Source organism: Acinetobacter seifertii, assembly GCF_000368065.1.
In the GTDB taxonomy this organism is placed as follows: domain Bacteria; phylum Pseudomonadota; class Gammaproteobacteria; order Pseudomonadales; family Moraxellaceae; genus Acinetobacter; species Acinetobacter seifertii.
On the sequence record NZ_KB851200.1, the window covers coordinates 1642818 to 1657350 of the forward strand.

Consider the following 14533-nt stretch of genomic DNA (forward strand, 5'->3'; position numbering starts at 1 on the left):
TTTCTTTTATAAGATCGACGGCATCTCAACACGAAACGTGTTTAAAAATTAAATTGAGGAGATGGGTTATGTCTGTAGAACAAAATGAATTTTTAAGCCAAGTTCAATTACAAATACTGGCAGAACAAGCAATTAAGCAATATCCATCAGACTATCAAGGACAGGTCAAACTACTGTGTCAGTCTGAAAATGCAACCTATCAAGTTTCGACTGGATCTGCCCGATATGCACTTCGAATTCACCGTCCGAACTATCACAGCAAACTCGATATACAAAGTGAGCTTGAATGGTTAGATGCTTTAAATGCCAGCGGTATTCAAGTTCCTGTTGCGATTGCAGATCAATCGGGTGAACGCGTCATTACCTTGAAACTATCGAATGATATTTATCGGTATGCAGTTCTTTTTAACTGGGTTGAGGGCGACATGCCGACTGTTGAAGTCGACCCCACTGCATTTGAACAATTAGGGCAAATTACCGCAAAGTTGCACGTACATAGTAAGACATGGCAAGCACCTGAAAACTTCCAACGTATTGTGTGGAACCATGAAACCATGGTCGGTGCAGATGGACACTGGGGAAATTGGAAAAATGCACCTCATTTAAGACCACAAGATCACGGCGTAATTGAAGAAGCCATTGCACAGATTTCGAAAGATTTAAATTTCTTTGGCAAAACCCAAGAACGCTATGGCCTGATTCATGCTGATTTGCGTTTAACTAATCTCTTACTACAACAAGAACGTATCGGCGTGATCGATTTTGATGACTGCGGCATGAGCTGGTTTATGCATGACCTCGCTGCTGCAATTAGCTTCAATGAACATTATGCAAATGCACCACAATGGGTTGATTACTGGTTAAAAGGCTACGAGCGCGTAGGTCATATTCAGTCTGAAGAATATGAAATGATCCCGACTTTTATCATGCAACGCCGCATTCAAATGATGGCTTGGAATGGTTCTCACGCACAAACAGAAATGGCTCAAAGTCTTGGAGACCAATGGTCCAATGAAACTGTGCGTCTCTGTAAAAAATATCTAAACGGACAAATGCCTGTCGGAATTTGAAAAGTGATTTAGATCGCTTTTCTTCATTTTCACTTTTTAGTTTTTAATTTTTATAGAATTTAAAGGAAGGGTTTATGCAAGCTACCCATCAACTGAGCAAAGTTGCCAAAGCACTATTACTCATCAGTAGTCTGGCAAGCATGATTGCCCTAAGCGCATGTAACTACAACCCTGTACAAAACACATCTCCCCCAGTTACTATTCAAAAAAAGGAATATATCCAAAAAGGTCAATGGGATGCTTTTAACTTTGACCAACTTAATCAATTGATTGCTACTTATGGAAAAGATAGCCCGAACTATAACCCTGAAAAGCGCCCGTATATTGTCACTGACTTTGACAATACCTCGGTATTTTTAGACATCGAAGAAGCAACTTTAATATATCAACTTGAACACTTAGCGTTTAATGTCACGCCTGAGCAGCTTAATCAGATTATTCGTAAAGGAATTAGCTCGCAAAACTTTGAAGCGGCCTACAATAACCAGCAAGGCCAAGCCGTCAATATAGATAAAATCGCTCCAGATATTATTGCTAGCTACACATGGCTTTATCACCACTATAGCGGTCTAAAAGGCAAGCAAAGTCTGGATCAAATTAAACAAGATCCGCATTATCTCGATTTCATTACTAAAATGAGATATCTATATGCGGCAATTGGAGACACGTTTGATCATGAAGTTGCATATCCGTGGGTCACTTATTTATTTACTGGGCTTACCGAACAAGAGGTCCGTAATTTGGTGAAAGCAACGGTGGCTTGGCAAATGCAGCAACCGATTGGACCCGTGACATGGACTTCCCCCGCAGCGCTTTCAGGCCAAGCAGGCGTTGTGAAAACCACTTGGGAAAATGGTTTAAGACCATACCGTGAAATGCAAAATCTATTTAAGGCCTTTCAAGACAATGGCATTGATGTCTATGTATGCTCGGCATCTTTTATTGATGTGATTAAGGAAATTATTTCTAATCCAGAGATCGGCTATAACATTAATGAAAAAAATGCCTACGCCATGGAGTTAGAACGAGATGCACAAAATCGAATTTTACCTGAGTTTCGTCATGGCTATGCGCAAACTCAAGGTAAAGGCAAAACCGCAACCATCCAGCGTTTTTTAGTCTCTAAATATGGTTACGGGCCAATTTTTATCGCGGGTGACAGTGAAGGCGATCAAAATATGATGCAAGATTTTGCGGCGACTCAGAAAGTTTTAATTATCAACCGATTGCGCAGTCCGAGTTCTGATATTGGAAAGTTTTCTCAGCAGGCTGTGCAGAGCTATGGTCAAGCCAATACTAAGTTCTTACTACAGGGGCGCGATGCCAATACAGGTCAATTTAGACCCTCAATGGCTAGTTTAAGTTATGGTGCGCAAACGGCGAAAACTACAAAAAATTAGTATTTCACTTATTTTCTCATGCCTACAATACATGTTGTATGCATGAGAAGCCGCTTAATTTCTTGTTTTAGTTCTGCCCTTTTTGCCTATCTCTAATGCATTTTCTGCCTTCTTTTAGTTCGCAACCCAACGTTAAATGCAACTCTTGATCTCTTCTTAAAGAAGAGAGCCTGAAACTTAAAACATCAACACATAAGTCATTATTTTATAAAAACTTTTAACAACACAAAATCAAGGATGTAAGCAAAAACTGGTATGGCTTTTGCTTAATATAAGAATAGTTAGGAATAAATATCATGAGACTTGACATGTTACATCTCAACCCAGCTCATCTTGTCGACTCAAATATGTGTAATCAAGGTGTATTGTCTGCAGCTGCCTCTGGATTAAGCGAGTTTATTCGTCAAAAAGGTGCAGATGTTGATCGCGTTTTAGGTATTAGTGGTATTAATCCTGAACTTTTAATTAGCCCAACGTTGAGCTTACAACTCCCCAATTATTGCAAAGTACTAGAACAGGCAGCACTGGTTTCTGGTTGTGATAATTTTGGTCTGCATTATGGTCAACAGTTTCAACCGAAATCATTAGGGCTCATTGGTTACATTGGTCTTTGCTCAAATACACTAGAGTCTGCACTCATGAACATGACCAATAATTTTTATTTGCATCAGAAAGATACCCTCAATCGAATGGTCGATTTGGGAGATAGCTGGCGTATAGATTATCAAGTTCAACATGGTGCGATTTTAACACGCCGCCAAGATGCAGAACTGACCATGGGCATGTTTATGAATGTGATTCGTGAAGTGATGGGCCCTCATTATTCACCACGTGCGATTCACTTTGAGCATACTCGACCTGAATTTTGGCAAGAACACAGTAAATTATTTAACGCGCCTGTTTATTTTGATCAACCTTTTAACTCCATCATCATTTCAAAAAAAGACGTCCAGCATACTATGCCGGGCCGTGATTCTATTTTGCTAACAGTGATTCTAGATACGTTGCACCTACTCAATCGTGCTTCACCAAGTCAAAGTCTTGCAGATCAGGTGCGTTCCCACATTCAACTTGAACTGAGTGAAGGTGAACCCAACCTTGAAAAAATCGCTCATGATATTGGTTTAACGAGTTGCACCCTTACCCGCCGTTTAAAAAATGAAGGACTCACCTTTACCCATTTAGTCGATCAGGTTCGTTGTGAGTTGGCCGAACATTATATTAAGCAGAAAAATATTCCCATTTCAGAAATGGCATTCTTATTAGGTTACTCAGAAGTAAGTGCTTTATCGCGTGCATTTAAACGCTGGTTTGGTGTTACACCACGTCAATTAAGACACTAAAGCATTGCAAATACAGGCCTTGAATAAAGGCCTTTTTATTATTTAAGTAATCGAGATAAATTCTAAAGACACATAAGATAATTGAACAACAAAATACCCCTCAAATTAGATTTAACATCCAACTTGAAGGGTATTTTTATAGAAGGTCTTACTTTAATTTTGTTAATGCTTGATCCAAAGCACCAACTAACCAATCGATATCTTTTATTTGGAAAGCCAAAGGTGGGCGCAATTTCAATACATTGCCATAAGGACCTGCAACTGAGGTTAAAACTCGATGAGTATTTCTGAGTTCTTCAATAAGGTTCAAAGCCAATGCTTTATTCGGCTCTTTTGTCGCTCTATCTTTAACCAGTTCAAACCCTATAAACAGACCAGCGCCACGTACGTCACCCACCATCTCATGTTTATCCATAAGTTTAGTGAGTTCCTTAAGAAGTAGCCCTCCCACATATTTGCTATGGGTTTGCAATTCTTCTTCCTGAATGACTTTAAGTACAGCCTGTGCCGCTGCCATAGAAACAGGATTACCACCAAAGGTATTAAAATATGGAATTTTATCGCTAAAAGCAGCAAGAACGTCACTCTTGGCTAAAAGCCCTGACACTGGCACGCCATTACCCATTGGTTTACCTGTGGTAATGATATCAGGCACAACATTGTGACGACCAAAGCCCCAGAACGAATCGCCAGTGCGCGCGAAACCCGGTTGTACTTCATCAGCAATAAAGATACCGCCATTGGCATGTACAACATCAACCGCTTTTTGTAAGAACCCAACAGGATTAGGCATCACACCGTCAGAAGAAAATATTGAGTCCGCTAAAAAACCTGCAAACTTAATACCTTTTGCATTCATATCATCAATTTGTTGCTGGATTTGCTGCGCGAACCATGTGCCTAAATCATCAGTTTGAATTCGATAATAATCAGGTGCCGGAACTAGACGAGTTGTAGCATCTAAAGGCTGCTCAGTTCCAAGCGCTGGAGAGCATCCTGATGTTAAGCTACTGGTTCCATGATACGACTCTTGAGACACAATAATTCCTGTACCGCCGCTATATTCACGGGCAATACGAATCGCTAAATCATTCGCTTCTGAACCCGTACACATATACATGGCACGGTCAATTTCATCGGGAGTGGTTTGTAAAAGTTCTTCGGTATAATCCAAAATATTTTCATGTAAATAACGGGTATGGGTATTGAGCATTTTCATTTGCTCATTTACCGCTTCAATCACCGCAGGATGACAATGACCAATGCTGGCAACATTGTTGTAAACATCTAGATATTGATGACCTGCTGCATCCCATAAATATTGTCCCTGTCCTTTCACCAGATGCACAGGATTACGATAAAACAAGCGATAGGATTCACCTAAAATTTTATTTCTTTTATCGGTCAGTTTGCGGGTAGCATGGTCCAGCTCAGCAGCATGTTCTGGACGAAAGCTATTGGTATCCATAATGGTTGAACGCGTACCCATGAATGACTCCTCTATTTATATTCAGCATACTTTTGCACGAGACGATGACTGACGTAGGCAACTCATACGCTGATTCGAAATATTTCAGTATTTGATTGAAGTTACGCAAACCATATTGCTTAAGTATCTTTAAAAAAACTTGACCTCAGACCACTTAAGCCACAATTTGAAGTCAACTTATTGCTCTGTTATTGCAATGCTCAAAGCTCATCTAATCGCTATTTATCATTAGGGCTTATACTTCCCCTAATCGTGGGCTAAAGTTTCTAACAAAAGAATTTAGAAAATAATCCAACACTACATCTCTTTCCTCCAAACCTTGCGAGCCTAAAACCTGTAGTAGTAAACCATCTATCAGGTTTACCACCATGTTGGCATCGAATTGTGGCTCACGGATTTCTCCGCTAAAAATCAGATCAAAAATTTCATGGCGCAGCCACTTTCGATATTCAACTGCCATTCGGTAAGCCTGCGGGTGAAGTAGTTTTATTTCAAAAATAGCTTTTAGTAAAAGGTTATAGAGGCTGTTTAAATTGGTATGTAAGATAATAATTTCTTTGAGTTTATCTTTTGACGCGTAATAACAGCTTGAGTAAATAATAGCGAGCACTTTCTCTCTGAGCAGGCTTTTTTGAAAGGCGATGCACATTTCAACTAAGCGTTCTTTTGAGCCAAAATATTTATAAAACGTAGATTTGGTGATTTGGGATTGTTTAGCAATCAGGTCTACACCTACGGTGTGAAAGCCACGGGTGGTAAAGAGTTGAATTGCGGTTTGAACAACCTGTAGTTTTTTGGAAGAGATTTCTAAATTTCGCATAATTTTTCCGTTATAAATTCTTGTTGTTTCTAAATGAGATAAAAAGCCTGTGCCTTTTTGGGAGAAAAAAAGGCACAGCAAAGCCGTAAAGACTGTGCTTGGCACATCTCAAGTTTTGTTGTTACTAAGTTTTAAGTAAAAATGACTTTAAGCCTGAAAACCTTGAGGCGTTCAAGCTGCTTTAATTTTTAAGCTGTGTCGTTATAGCTTTTGGCATTGAGAGCCAAGAAATAATGGATGTGCAAAGCCAACTCCTTTTTTATTGGGAGTTCTGCCGACATGAATAGAAATTATGGTGGCAGAACGAAAGGGGGTTCGCGGACTGGCCTTAAGATTCCAGCACACCCAAAGGTGTCCCCCTCCCGTTCCGCCGCAGAGGGGGCACGAGGGTGTACACACTAAAAGTATAAAACCTTTAATGCTCTTAAGGGACGATCCGCGACGATCGACTGGCAATGTAGGCCAGCAGGCAAAGAATAGTGCCCAACCCTTTTACAGTCAAGCACGCAACATGCCATTTGTTTTAAATTAAATCATTAGAAAAGTAAGGCTAAATAATGAAGGAGTTATTGTTAAGTGGGGGTTATAAAGAAGTGATAAAAAAACAGTCAAATTGAGCTATTTTTAAAGATTAGATAAACAATATAAAATTAATTTTTAAATAATTAATAAAATTTTGATCTAACCATTGAATAAAAAAAATTCACCTATAAATAAGTTAGATATCAACTTTATATGAGCAAAAAATGAGATTTAAACAAAAATCCTTCAGAAAGATTCCTGATTCTTTAGCTAATATCCCAGGGAAATTTTTACTTGGTAAAAAATTATCAGATTTAACTTCAGATCATCTAAAAAAAATATCTGATAAAGATACATGGGAAGATGGGGATTCATTTCTTCCAAATAAAATCGGAAAATTTTCCAGAATAAATGCAGATGGCAAAGAAATTGTTAGGAGAGACCAACCTAAAGAAACTATTACGAGAGCATTTTACTACACTCGCTATGAGTTTCATGGAAGAGATAATAGAGTTGAAATTGAAGATACAGCATGGAGAACATATCAACGCTATCCTAGAGAAACTATTCCTGCTCAAAATATTCATGTTAATTGCATTGAAAGCCAAAATGAGAAATTTTTATTAATAGAATGTGATAGCCAAGAAGATCCAGCTTTATTCTTACATAAGCTTAACTTAGCTTTAGAAATTTTTGGCTCGGATTTGGAGTTTCACGTAGCTGCTAAAGATGGTTTCGTAGCATTACCTCAAACATTCAACATCGTAAATTGGTTAATTCTTCCAGCAGGCTCATATAGCCAAGAAGAATTAAAAGATAAAGTTAAACAAACGATATCACCTAAATTAAGTAAAACAGTCAAACCAGTAATTGAAAAAAGATTAGATAAAATAGGATCTTATCAACACAGCGGTATTGTTATTGGAGTAGGTGGATATAAAGGATATGTTATTTATCACTTCCCCCAAAAAAGTATCTCTGTTTTAGAGTCTGATAGCCCTAATAATGCTACGTATGTATTTAATCACTCTGACTGGGAACAACTATCTAAAAAAACTAAGACTGAAATTATTAACAATAATCTAGCAATCAAGAGAATTATTCACGATCCTGATTGGGATCAAAAAATAGATAATCTTTTAAGATAAACAAAGGGCTTATATAATGAAATTTAAAGAAATATTTACTCAAGCTATTAATACTAAAAGCAAAATACAAGTTACCTTCTTTTCTAAAGAGGATAATACGTCTTTAACTCGCTTATGTGCTCCTTTTGATATAGGTCCTAGCAATAGATTTAAAGATAAAACAGATCGTTATCACCTTTGGGATTATGATAGCGACACTGGTTCACATACATTACCTCTTGTCGATGAACAAGTTATTGATATAAAAATATTGGATGAAAAGTTTGAACCTTCAAATATTATTAACTGGAATTTCAAACCAAACTCTTGGCATCTTCCGAGAGATTGGGGAAATTACAGCTAATATCAAAGACCATGAACAAAAATTAAAAAATGGGAGCTGATTGCTCCCATTTTTTTAATGCGTATAATATTTATTTAAAAAACTTAATGATGAAATGATAGAATCAAATTACATTGAAATTGGTACGAAAGAATTTTCTTTTACTATTCTGAATATCAATCCTCAAAAGAATCTTTTACCTCTTACAATCAATATTAATGGACTTTCATTTGGTACATTAGATTCACCAACATACATGCCTAGCTTTATTGGAGATTTAAAAGCATTAGTGCAAGGACCCTTCCATAAAAACTATAATTTAACTATTGAAAACTTTTTAGAAAATCTCTGCATAAATCAAGAGCTGATTGAGCATTACAGATTAACCTTAGAAGAAACTTTTGACGATTTTTCAAAAATTGGCGTTCGAAACCAAGAATCAATTTTTTTCTTATTTAAGCTACATAGAAATCCATTTTTTATATATCCAAACTTAAGAGAAGAAATGATATATGCTGAACATGTTCCAATTAATTCAGTTGAATCGGCTCTAAGTGAATTAATGAAATATATAGCAACACTCCCCTAACAGCCTCTATTCAAATTTTATGAATACGCTAACTAACTTTAGACAAACGACTAAGTAATATTTACAACTATGGAAAGAAATGAATACCAAGAAGAAAAACACACAAAGTTCATTTATTCGAGTAAAAGACGCATTCAGCGAAGAGTTCTACAATTAGAGAAACTTACGGCCGAGGCTATTCATAACTATATTCACCTCAACTACAAGGATGAATGGTTTGAAAGTAATTTTTCAATTTTAAGTTGTTGGAAATTCTCTAAAAAGGACTTTGATAACACTGACAAATTTTGGTGTGATGCCATTTATTTCGAAGACTTTCATATAGAAAATGAACGAGTATTTACTTTCAATGGACACGCGTGGATTGGCTTGGCAAGCAATGTTGGTTCAGAATGGAAAGTACCAGTCTCAGGAAAGTTTTGTATAAGTTCGAATGGGAAAACTTTAAAAAGCTATACCTTAACTTTTTACAATGAAAGTCGGAAATTGGTTTTATCAAAACGGAATTAACATGAGTATTTTTCTGATCCGACATGCTGAAAGTGAAGCCAACATTAATGGAAAAACCCTGTCACATGCTTCAATTGCTTTAAGTGAAAATGGGCATAAACAAGCTCAAGCACTATGTTCAAAACTGCCTAAAATTGATCATGTGATTGTGTCTCAATATTTGCGTACACATCAAACCGCCGCCCCACTATTAGAAAAATATAATCTCAATTTTGAAGTAGATGAGCATTTGCATGAGTTTAGCTATTTGTCTGAGCGTAAATGTGCAAATACCAATATGGATGACCGTAAAGCTTGGGTAAATGCATATTGGGAGAAAATGGATTATCAGCATAAAGATGCCGATGATGCAGAATCTTTTGAAGATCTATATATGCGGGTTCAAGCTTTCCATGAGAAGTTAAAGGCATTGACTGATAGTTATGTCCAAAAGAATTTGGCTGTGTTTAGTCACGGACAGTTTTTACAACTTTTGATGATGCAAATACAACAACCTCAACCAATTTCAAAAGATTTAATGCGGCAATTTAGATACAATCTGGTTTATCAGCCAATTAGAAACACTCAGGTTTTTACTTATTGAACTAAAGCGCATTCATAAAGCCTATACGGACTACTCACTTAACGGAATTAACCTATGCCTTAATCATTTTGGTTATAATTTTAGTACCTGATAAGTTTTGCCCTAGATCTAACGCCTATCACGGCGCAAGTCTATAACAAGTAGATGTAAATAAAGCGACTCTATTATTCAAACCGTCTGTTATCACAACTTCATAGTGCGCAAATTTTTTACTACTGCCAACCTTGGTTGCCGTTGCAAATAACACCTTATCTTTCGCTCCACTCATATAGCGAATATCCGCCTGTAGGCCAGTATATGGCGCATCCCCTGCATTACAAGCCATCGCAAAAGCGATATCGGCTAAAGAAAATATGACACCACCATGCACACCGCCCAAGGCATTCATGTGTTCGTCTTTTACATTAAGCTTGCAACGCGCTTCATCAAAACTGCGATGCAGCACTTGAACACCCAATAGCTCTGCGAATTGATCAACCGCGGTAGTTTCCATATTTTGCACAAACGTCTCCCTACTCGTGCGAGTATTCCTTAAGTGTTATGAACTCATGTGTATTGAAATCGACTGTTTAAAAGCCGTTAAACGCTATCTTGTTTAATCTGATAATTTGAAGAGTTAAAGTCCTTATAGGTCAGGCGGTCATCTGACTCTGAGCTTAAAGGCTGAACTTCTTGCATTGAATTTAAGCAGCGCTGTGCAAGCTCAATGTATTCTTGTGTGCCTCTGGTTTTCCATTTTTTTTCTTGTTCTGATAAATCACGTGCAACCTTGGCAGGACTACCCATTGCCAATACATTTGCCGGAATAATATCTTTGGTTTTAACCAGGCTATTTGCGCCAATAATGGTGTTTTCACCAATTTCGGCATAGTCCAAAATTACACTGTTCATGCCGACCAAAACATTTTTTCCAATACGGCAACCATGTAAAGTTGTGCCATGCCCAATGTGCCCCATTTCCTCAACTAAAGTCACGCTTTGCGGAAAACCATGTACGGTGCAGCTATCTTGTATATTGGCATTTTGCTTAATATGAATACGACCAAAATCGGCACGCAATGAGGCAAATGGCCCTACATATACACCCGCTTCAATAATCACATCACCAATTAAAACAGCAGTTGGGTGTACAAAAGCTTCTGGGCTAACCACTGGAATAACACCGTCAATACTATAACAAGGCATGATTTAACCTCTCATTTGTCGCCACCAAACCTCCGAAACGGCGCCAATAATGTGCTGTGGCATTTGGCATTGGTCCTTCTGCTGTTGCGGCAACAGACAAGAAGTATTCATCCGCAGGTTCAAATACTTTTTTATAAATATTCATTGATAAAGTTCGTGCACTAATCGCAGGCCAGTCAGTTGGCAATAACTCAAGCGGCAATGCAGGGTCTTTCAATAAAATCCGTCGATAATAATGAATGAGCAAAGTTCGAATTTGAAAGGCCTGAACAGGTTCGAGTTGTTCGTTTTCCTGCATCAGCAACACGCCAATTTCTCTAAAAATATCGAGAAACTGTAAATATCTTTGGCGTAATTCATCAATTGGCCAGTTGGTTCTGAGCATACGACCAATGGTATCGACCGAATTATTAAAGAGCTGCAAGGTTTCGGCTTTAAACACCACCACTTGCTCACTCATATTTAAGTCAACCAACAACCGTTGCAGTTCAATACGGTTACAACCCGGATAAGCCATTAAGTTTGTCGAAATATTGGCAAACCCTAACCATTCGAGTTCTTTCTTTAACAACGCTTTATTTTCAGTATCGAGGCTAGACATCAGAATAAGATCCCAATAATGGTCCCACTCTTTCATCTGGTCGTTATAAATACGTTGCTCGGCCTGCAAATAAGTCGAACGGCTTGAATCGGTAATTCGATAAAAACTGGTTCTGCCAATTTTGTCCGAACATAACCAATCATTTTTAACTAAACGAAAAACAGAGGTTCTTACAGCACGGTCATTAAAACCAAATAGCTCTAATAACTGAATCAGGCTTGCAAGACTAATGTTTCCACCCCGATGAAGTACTGAATCTCCAAAAATTGTCGAAATAAGCGAAGTTCCACTTAAGGTTTCATTCTTTACAACAGAATCAATTATTTGCTGTATTTTTGCACTCATACTCATGTCTTGGCGTTTAGTTTCAGGGTATAGATTCTATACCCTGAATGATCTTGATGTTAAGCAATCTGACGCATATCGATTACCCGCTTTGCCTTTCCTTCCGAACGAGGTAAGGTCGCTTCTGTAACAACTTCTACAGTAACGCTAATCCCAATCATGGTTTTAATGCGTTTCATCAACTCCTGAGCAAGTTGATTGGCCTGTATATTACAGTTATGACACATCTCTGTACGAATATGCAAAGTATCCATATGGCCTTTTTTAGTCACCAAAATTTCATAATTTGGAACTAAATGTGGAACTTGCAAAATTTGCTCTTCAATTTGAGTCGGGAAAACGTTCACGCCGCGAATAATCAGCATGTCGTCACTACGGCCCACAATTTTATCCATTTTACGCATTGCCAGATTTTCTCCAGCGAGTAAACGGGTTAAATCACGGGTACGGTAACGAATAATTGGTAAGCCTTCTTTGGTAATGGTGGTAAAGACTAGCTCGCCAAGTTCACCATCTTTACAAACTTCACCTGTTTCAGGGTTAATAATTTCTGGGTAGAAATGATCTTCCCAAATAGTTAGTCCTTCACCCTCACCTAGGCACTGCATCGCAACGCCCGGCCCCATTACTTCAGACAAACCATAAATATCGAGTGCTTTAATATTTAGGCGCTCTTCAATTTCACGGCGCAGTTCGTTGGTCCATGGCTCAGCACCAAAAATACCCACTTTTAAAGACGTATTACGCGCAGTACCAAATTGTTGCTCGAGCTTTTCAATAATGCTCACGCAATACGATGGCGTAACCATAATTGCAGTAGGCTTAAAGTCTTGAATAAGCTGAACTTGCTTTTCAGTTTGGCCGCCAGACATTGGAATAACCGTTGCACCTAAGCGCTCGGCACCATAATGTGCACCTAGACCACCTGTAAATAGTCCATAGCCATAAGCAACCTGAACCATATCTTTCGCGGTTAAACCTGCCATGCGTAAGCAACGTGCAACAATGTCCGACCAAGTATTAATATCTTTTTGGGTATAACCCACCACGGTCGGTTTACCCGTTGTGCCCGATGATGCATGTAAACGCACAATTTGCTCTTGCGGTACAGCAAACATTCCAAACGGATAGTTGTCTCTTAAATCCTGTTTGGTGGTAAATGGAAACTTTGCCAGATCGTCTAAAGTCACGAAGTCATCAGGATGTACACCTGCTTCATCGAACTTTTTCTTATAGACCGGACTATTTTCATATACAAAAGTCAGGGTTTGTTTTAACCGTTTAGTTTGCAGCTCTCTAAGCTCTGCAAGTGTTAATTGTTCAACATTATCCGTTGTAAGGCTGTCCATCGCCTATCTCCTCATTATGTAATTTTTAAAACCGTCTGAATTAATTTAAGTTTTCCAAAATCAGTGCAACACCTTGCCCAACACCCACACACATCGTGCAAAGTGCATAACGTCCACCGCGTTTTTTAAGCTCACGTGTTGCCGTAATCACTAAACGTGTACCGCTCATACCTAGCGGATGGCCTAATGCAATCGCACCACCATTTGGGTTCACGCGTTCATCGTCATCTTTTAGACCAAGTTCACGCATACAAGCCAAAGATTGGGCTGCGAATGCTTCATTCAGTTCAATCACGTCCATCTGATCTAGCGTTAAACCTGTTTGCTTTAAAATTTTCTGTACAGCCGGAACAGGACCTATACCCATATATTTGGGTTCAACCCCTGCACTTGCAATGCCAATCACACGTGCTAAAGGTTTTAAACCATGTGTATCTGCAAATTCACGGTTGGTAATTAACACACACGCGGCACCATCATTTACACCAGAGGCATTTCCAGCAGTCACCGAACCACCTTCTTTTTTAAATGGCGCTTTTAGTTTTGCGAGTGCTTCAAGTGTTGTTTCACGCGGATGTTCATCGCGATTAACAACGTTCACGTTTTTCTTACGATCTACAATCTCGACAGGCAAAATCTCGTCGGTAAAAAAACCGTTTTGTTGAGCAGCAGCCGTTTTTTGTTGACTACGCAATGCAAACGCATCTTGGTCTTCACGACTGATCTGATATTTTTCAGCTACATTTTCGGCAGTTTCCGGCATGCTGTCGGTGCCGTATTGCGCTTTAAGCTGCTTGTTTACAAAGCGCCAGCCAATGGTGGTGTCATAAATTTCAGGTGTACGGCTAAACGCTTCGGTTGGTTTAGCTTGTACAAATGGCGCTCGGCTCATTGACTCAACACCACCTGCCAAAACGAATTGTGCTTCACCTGCTTTAATTGAGCGTGCAGCAAGTCCTACTGCGTCTAAACCAGAAGCACACAAACGATTGACGGTCATCGCTGGTACTGTATCAGGTAAGCCTGCCAAGAGTGTTGCCATACGTGCAACGTTACGGTTGTCTTCACCTGCTTGGTTAGCACACCCTAAAAACACTTCGTCTACCGTATTCCACGGTAAGTTCGGGTGTTTATCTTTTAAATATTTGATGGGCAATGCAGCTAAATCATCTGCACGTACAGCACTTAAGGCACCTGCATATCGTCCAATTGGGGTACGAATAAAATCGCAAATTAAAACGTCTTCCATGTTGACTC

The 14533-nt window shown here is 38.7% G+C and carries 15 protein-coding genes; 8 read left to right on the plus strand and 7 right to left on the minus strand.

Going from position 1 to position 14533, the window contains the following annotated elements:
• Positions 1–68 precede the first annotated feature (68 nt).
• The 3 genes from F985_RS15205 to qhpR all read left to right on the plus strand — a co-directional run bounded on the left by F985_RS15205 (position 69) and on the right by qhpR (position 3813).
• Positions 69–1070 (plus strand): phosphotransferase enzyme family protein, encoded by a 1002-nt coding sequence (locus F985_RS15205; RefSeq protein ID WP_004702387.1) that lies wholly within the window; start codon positions 69–71, stop codon positions 1068–1070.
• Positions 1071–1144: 74 nt separating this feature from the next.
• Entirely contained in the window at positions 1145–2470 is a 1326-nt protein-coding gene (locus F985_RS15210; RefSeq protein ID WP_004702388.1) for an HAD family hydrolase, read from the plus strand.
• 308 nt (positions 2471–2778) lie between these two features.
• A complete protein-coding gene (gene qhpR, locus F985_RS15215; protein ID WP_031944505.1) occupies positions 2779–3813 on the plus strand; it encodes an AraC-like transcriptional regulator QhpR in 1035 nt (344 codons plus the stop codon).
• 148 nt (positions 3814–3961) lie between these two features.
• Here qhpR and F985_RS15220 read toward each other — a convergent pair whose 3' ends face one another.
• Positions 3962–5302: an aspartate aminotransferase family protein gene (locus F985_RS15220; RefSeq protein WP_004702391.1), complete on the minus strand. Its 1341-nt coding sequence runs from the start codon at positions 5300–5302 to the stop codon at positions 3962–3964.
• A 235-nt stretch (positions 5303–5537) separates the two neighbouring features.
• On the minus strand, positions 5538–6122 hold the full coding sequence (locus tag F985_RS15225; RefSeq protein ID WP_004702392.1) for a TetR/AcrR family transcriptional regulator: 585 nt from the start codon (positions 6120–6122) through the stop codon (positions 5538–5540).
• Positions 6123–6868: 746 nt separating this feature from the next.
• On the opposite strand from F985_RS15225, the gene F985_RS15230 reads away from it, so the two are divergent.
• From F985_RS15230 to F985_RS15250, 5 genes are all read left to right on the plus strand, one after another.
• Complete coding sequence (locus F985_RS15230) at positions 6869–7792, plus strand: hypothetical protein (protein ID WP_004702396.1); 924 nt, start codon at positions 6869–6871, stop codon at positions 7790–7792.
• A 16-nt stretch (positions 7793–7808) separates the two neighbouring features.
• Positions 7809–8135 carry a hypothetical protein gene (locus F985_RS15235; protein WP_004702398.1) on the plus strand — a complete coding sequence of 109 codons (327 nt, stop codon included), beginning with the start codon at positions 7809–7811 and terminating at the stop codon, positions 8133–8135.
• A gap of 94 nt (positions 8136–8229) precedes the next feature.
• Positions 8230–8703 (plus strand): hypothetical protein, encoded by a 474-nt coding sequence (locus F985_RS15240; RefSeq protein WP_004702400.1) that lies wholly within the window; start codon positions 8230–8232, stop codon positions 8701–8703.
• Between the two features lie 69 nt (positions 8704–8772).
• Complete coding sequence (locus tag F985_RS26285; protein WP_004702402.1) at positions 8773–9213, plus strand: hypothetical protein; 441 nt, start codon at positions 8773–8775, stop codon at positions 9211–9213.
• 1 nt (position 9214) lies between these two features.
• Positions 9215–9796 (plus strand): histidine phosphatase family protein, encoded by a 582-nt coding sequence (locus F985_RS15250; protein ID WP_004702403.1) that lies wholly within the window; start codon positions 9215–9217, stop codon positions 9794–9796.
• A gap of 118 nt (positions 9797–9914) precedes the next feature.
• On the opposite strand, the gene F985_RS15255 is transcribed toward F985_RS15250, so the two are convergent.
• From F985_RS15255 to pcaF, 5 genes are all read right to left on the minus strand, one after another.
• On the minus strand, positions 9915–10298 hold the full coding sequence (locus tag F985_RS15255; RefSeq protein WP_002156372.1) for a PaaI family thioesterase: 384 nt from the start codon (positions 10296–10298) through the stop codon (positions 9915–9917).
• 77 nt (positions 10299–10375) lie between these two features.
• Complete coding sequence (locus F985_RS15260) at positions 10376–10981, minus strand: DapH/DapD/GlmU-related protein (protein WP_004702406.1); 606 nt, start codon at positions 10979–10981, stop codon at positions 10376–10378.
• Positions 10968–11933, minus strand: coding sequence for a phenylacetic acid degradation operon negative regulatory protein PaaX (gene paaX, locus F985_RS15265; RefSeq protein WP_000062822.1), 966 nt, complete (start codon positions 11931–11933; stop codon positions 10968–10970). Before paaX ends, F985_RS15260 begins: the two co-directional genes overlap by 14 nt.
• A gap of 53 nt (positions 11934–11986) precedes the next feature.
• The gene (gene paaK, locus F985_RS15270; RefSeq protein ID WP_004702409.1) at positions 11987–13276 is read right to left on the minus strand and encodes a phenylacetate--CoA ligase PaaK; all 1290 of its coding nucleotides are present in this window, start codon (positions 13274–13276) and stop codon (positions 11987–11989) included.
• A gap of 40 nt (positions 13277–13316) precedes the next feature.
• A complete protein-coding gene (gene pcaF, locus F985_RS15275) occupies positions 13317–14525 on the minus strand; it encodes a 3-oxoadipyl-CoA thiolase (RefSeq protein WP_004702410.1) in 1209 nt (402 codons plus the stop codon).
• Positions 14526–14533: the final 8 nt, after the last annotated feature.

Bases quoted from the DNA above. Each gene is read 5' to 3' on its own strand.
- F985_RS15230 (WP_004702396.1), top strand. From the start codon at position 6,869: ATGAGATTTAAACAAAAATCCTTCAGAAAGATTCCTGATTCTTTAGCT.
- F985_RS15235 (WP_004702398.1), top strand. From the start codon at position 7,809: ATGAAATTTAAAGAAATATTTACTCAAGCTATTAATACTAAAAGCAAA.
- F985_RS15220 (WP_004702391.1), bottom strand. From the start codon at position 5,302: ATGGGTACGCGTTCAACCATTATGGATACCAATAGCTTTCGTCCAGAA.
- F985_RS15250 (WP_004702403.1), top strand. From the start codon at position 9,215: ATGAGTATTTTTCTGATCCGACATGCTGAAAGTGAAGCCAACATTAAT.
- F985_RS15240 (WP_004702400.1), top strand. From the start codon at position 8,230: ATGATAGAATCAAATTACATTGAAATTGGTACGAAAGAATTTTCTTTT.
- qhpR (WP_031944505.1), top strand. From the start codon at position 2,779: ATGTTACATCTCAACCCAGCTCATCTTGTCGACTCAAATATGTGTAAT.
- F985_RS15210 (WP_004702388.1), top strand. From the start codon at position 1,145: ATGCAAGCTACCCATCAACTGAGCAAAGTTGCCAAAGCACTATTACTC.
- paaK (WP_004702409.1), bottom strand. From the start codon at position 13,276: ATGGACAGCCTTACAACGGATAATGTTGAACAATTAACACTTGCAGAG.
- paaX (WP_000062822.1), bottom strand. From the start codon at position 11,933: ATGAGTATGAGTGCAAAAATACAGCAAATAATTGATTCTGTTGTAAAG.
- F985_RS15260 (WP_004702406.1), bottom strand. From the start codon at position 10,981: ATGCCTTGTTATAGTATTGACGGTGTTATTCCAGTGGTTAGCCCAGAA.
- F985_RS15205 (WP_004702387.1), top strand. From the start codon at position 69: ATGTCTGTAGAACAAAATGAATTTTTAAGCCAAGTTCAATTACAAATA.
- pcaF (WP_004702410.1), bottom strand. From the start codon at position 14,525: ATGGAAGACGTTTTAATTTGCGATTTTATTCGTACCCCAATTGGACGA.
- F985_RS26285 (WP_004702402.1), top strand. From the start codon at position 8,773: ATGGAAAGAAATGAATACCAAGAAGAAAAACACACAAAGTTCATTTAT.
- F985_RS15225 (WP_004702392.1), bottom strand. From the start codon at position 6,122: ATGCGAAATTTAGAAATCTCTTCCAAAAAACTACAGGTTGTTCAAACC.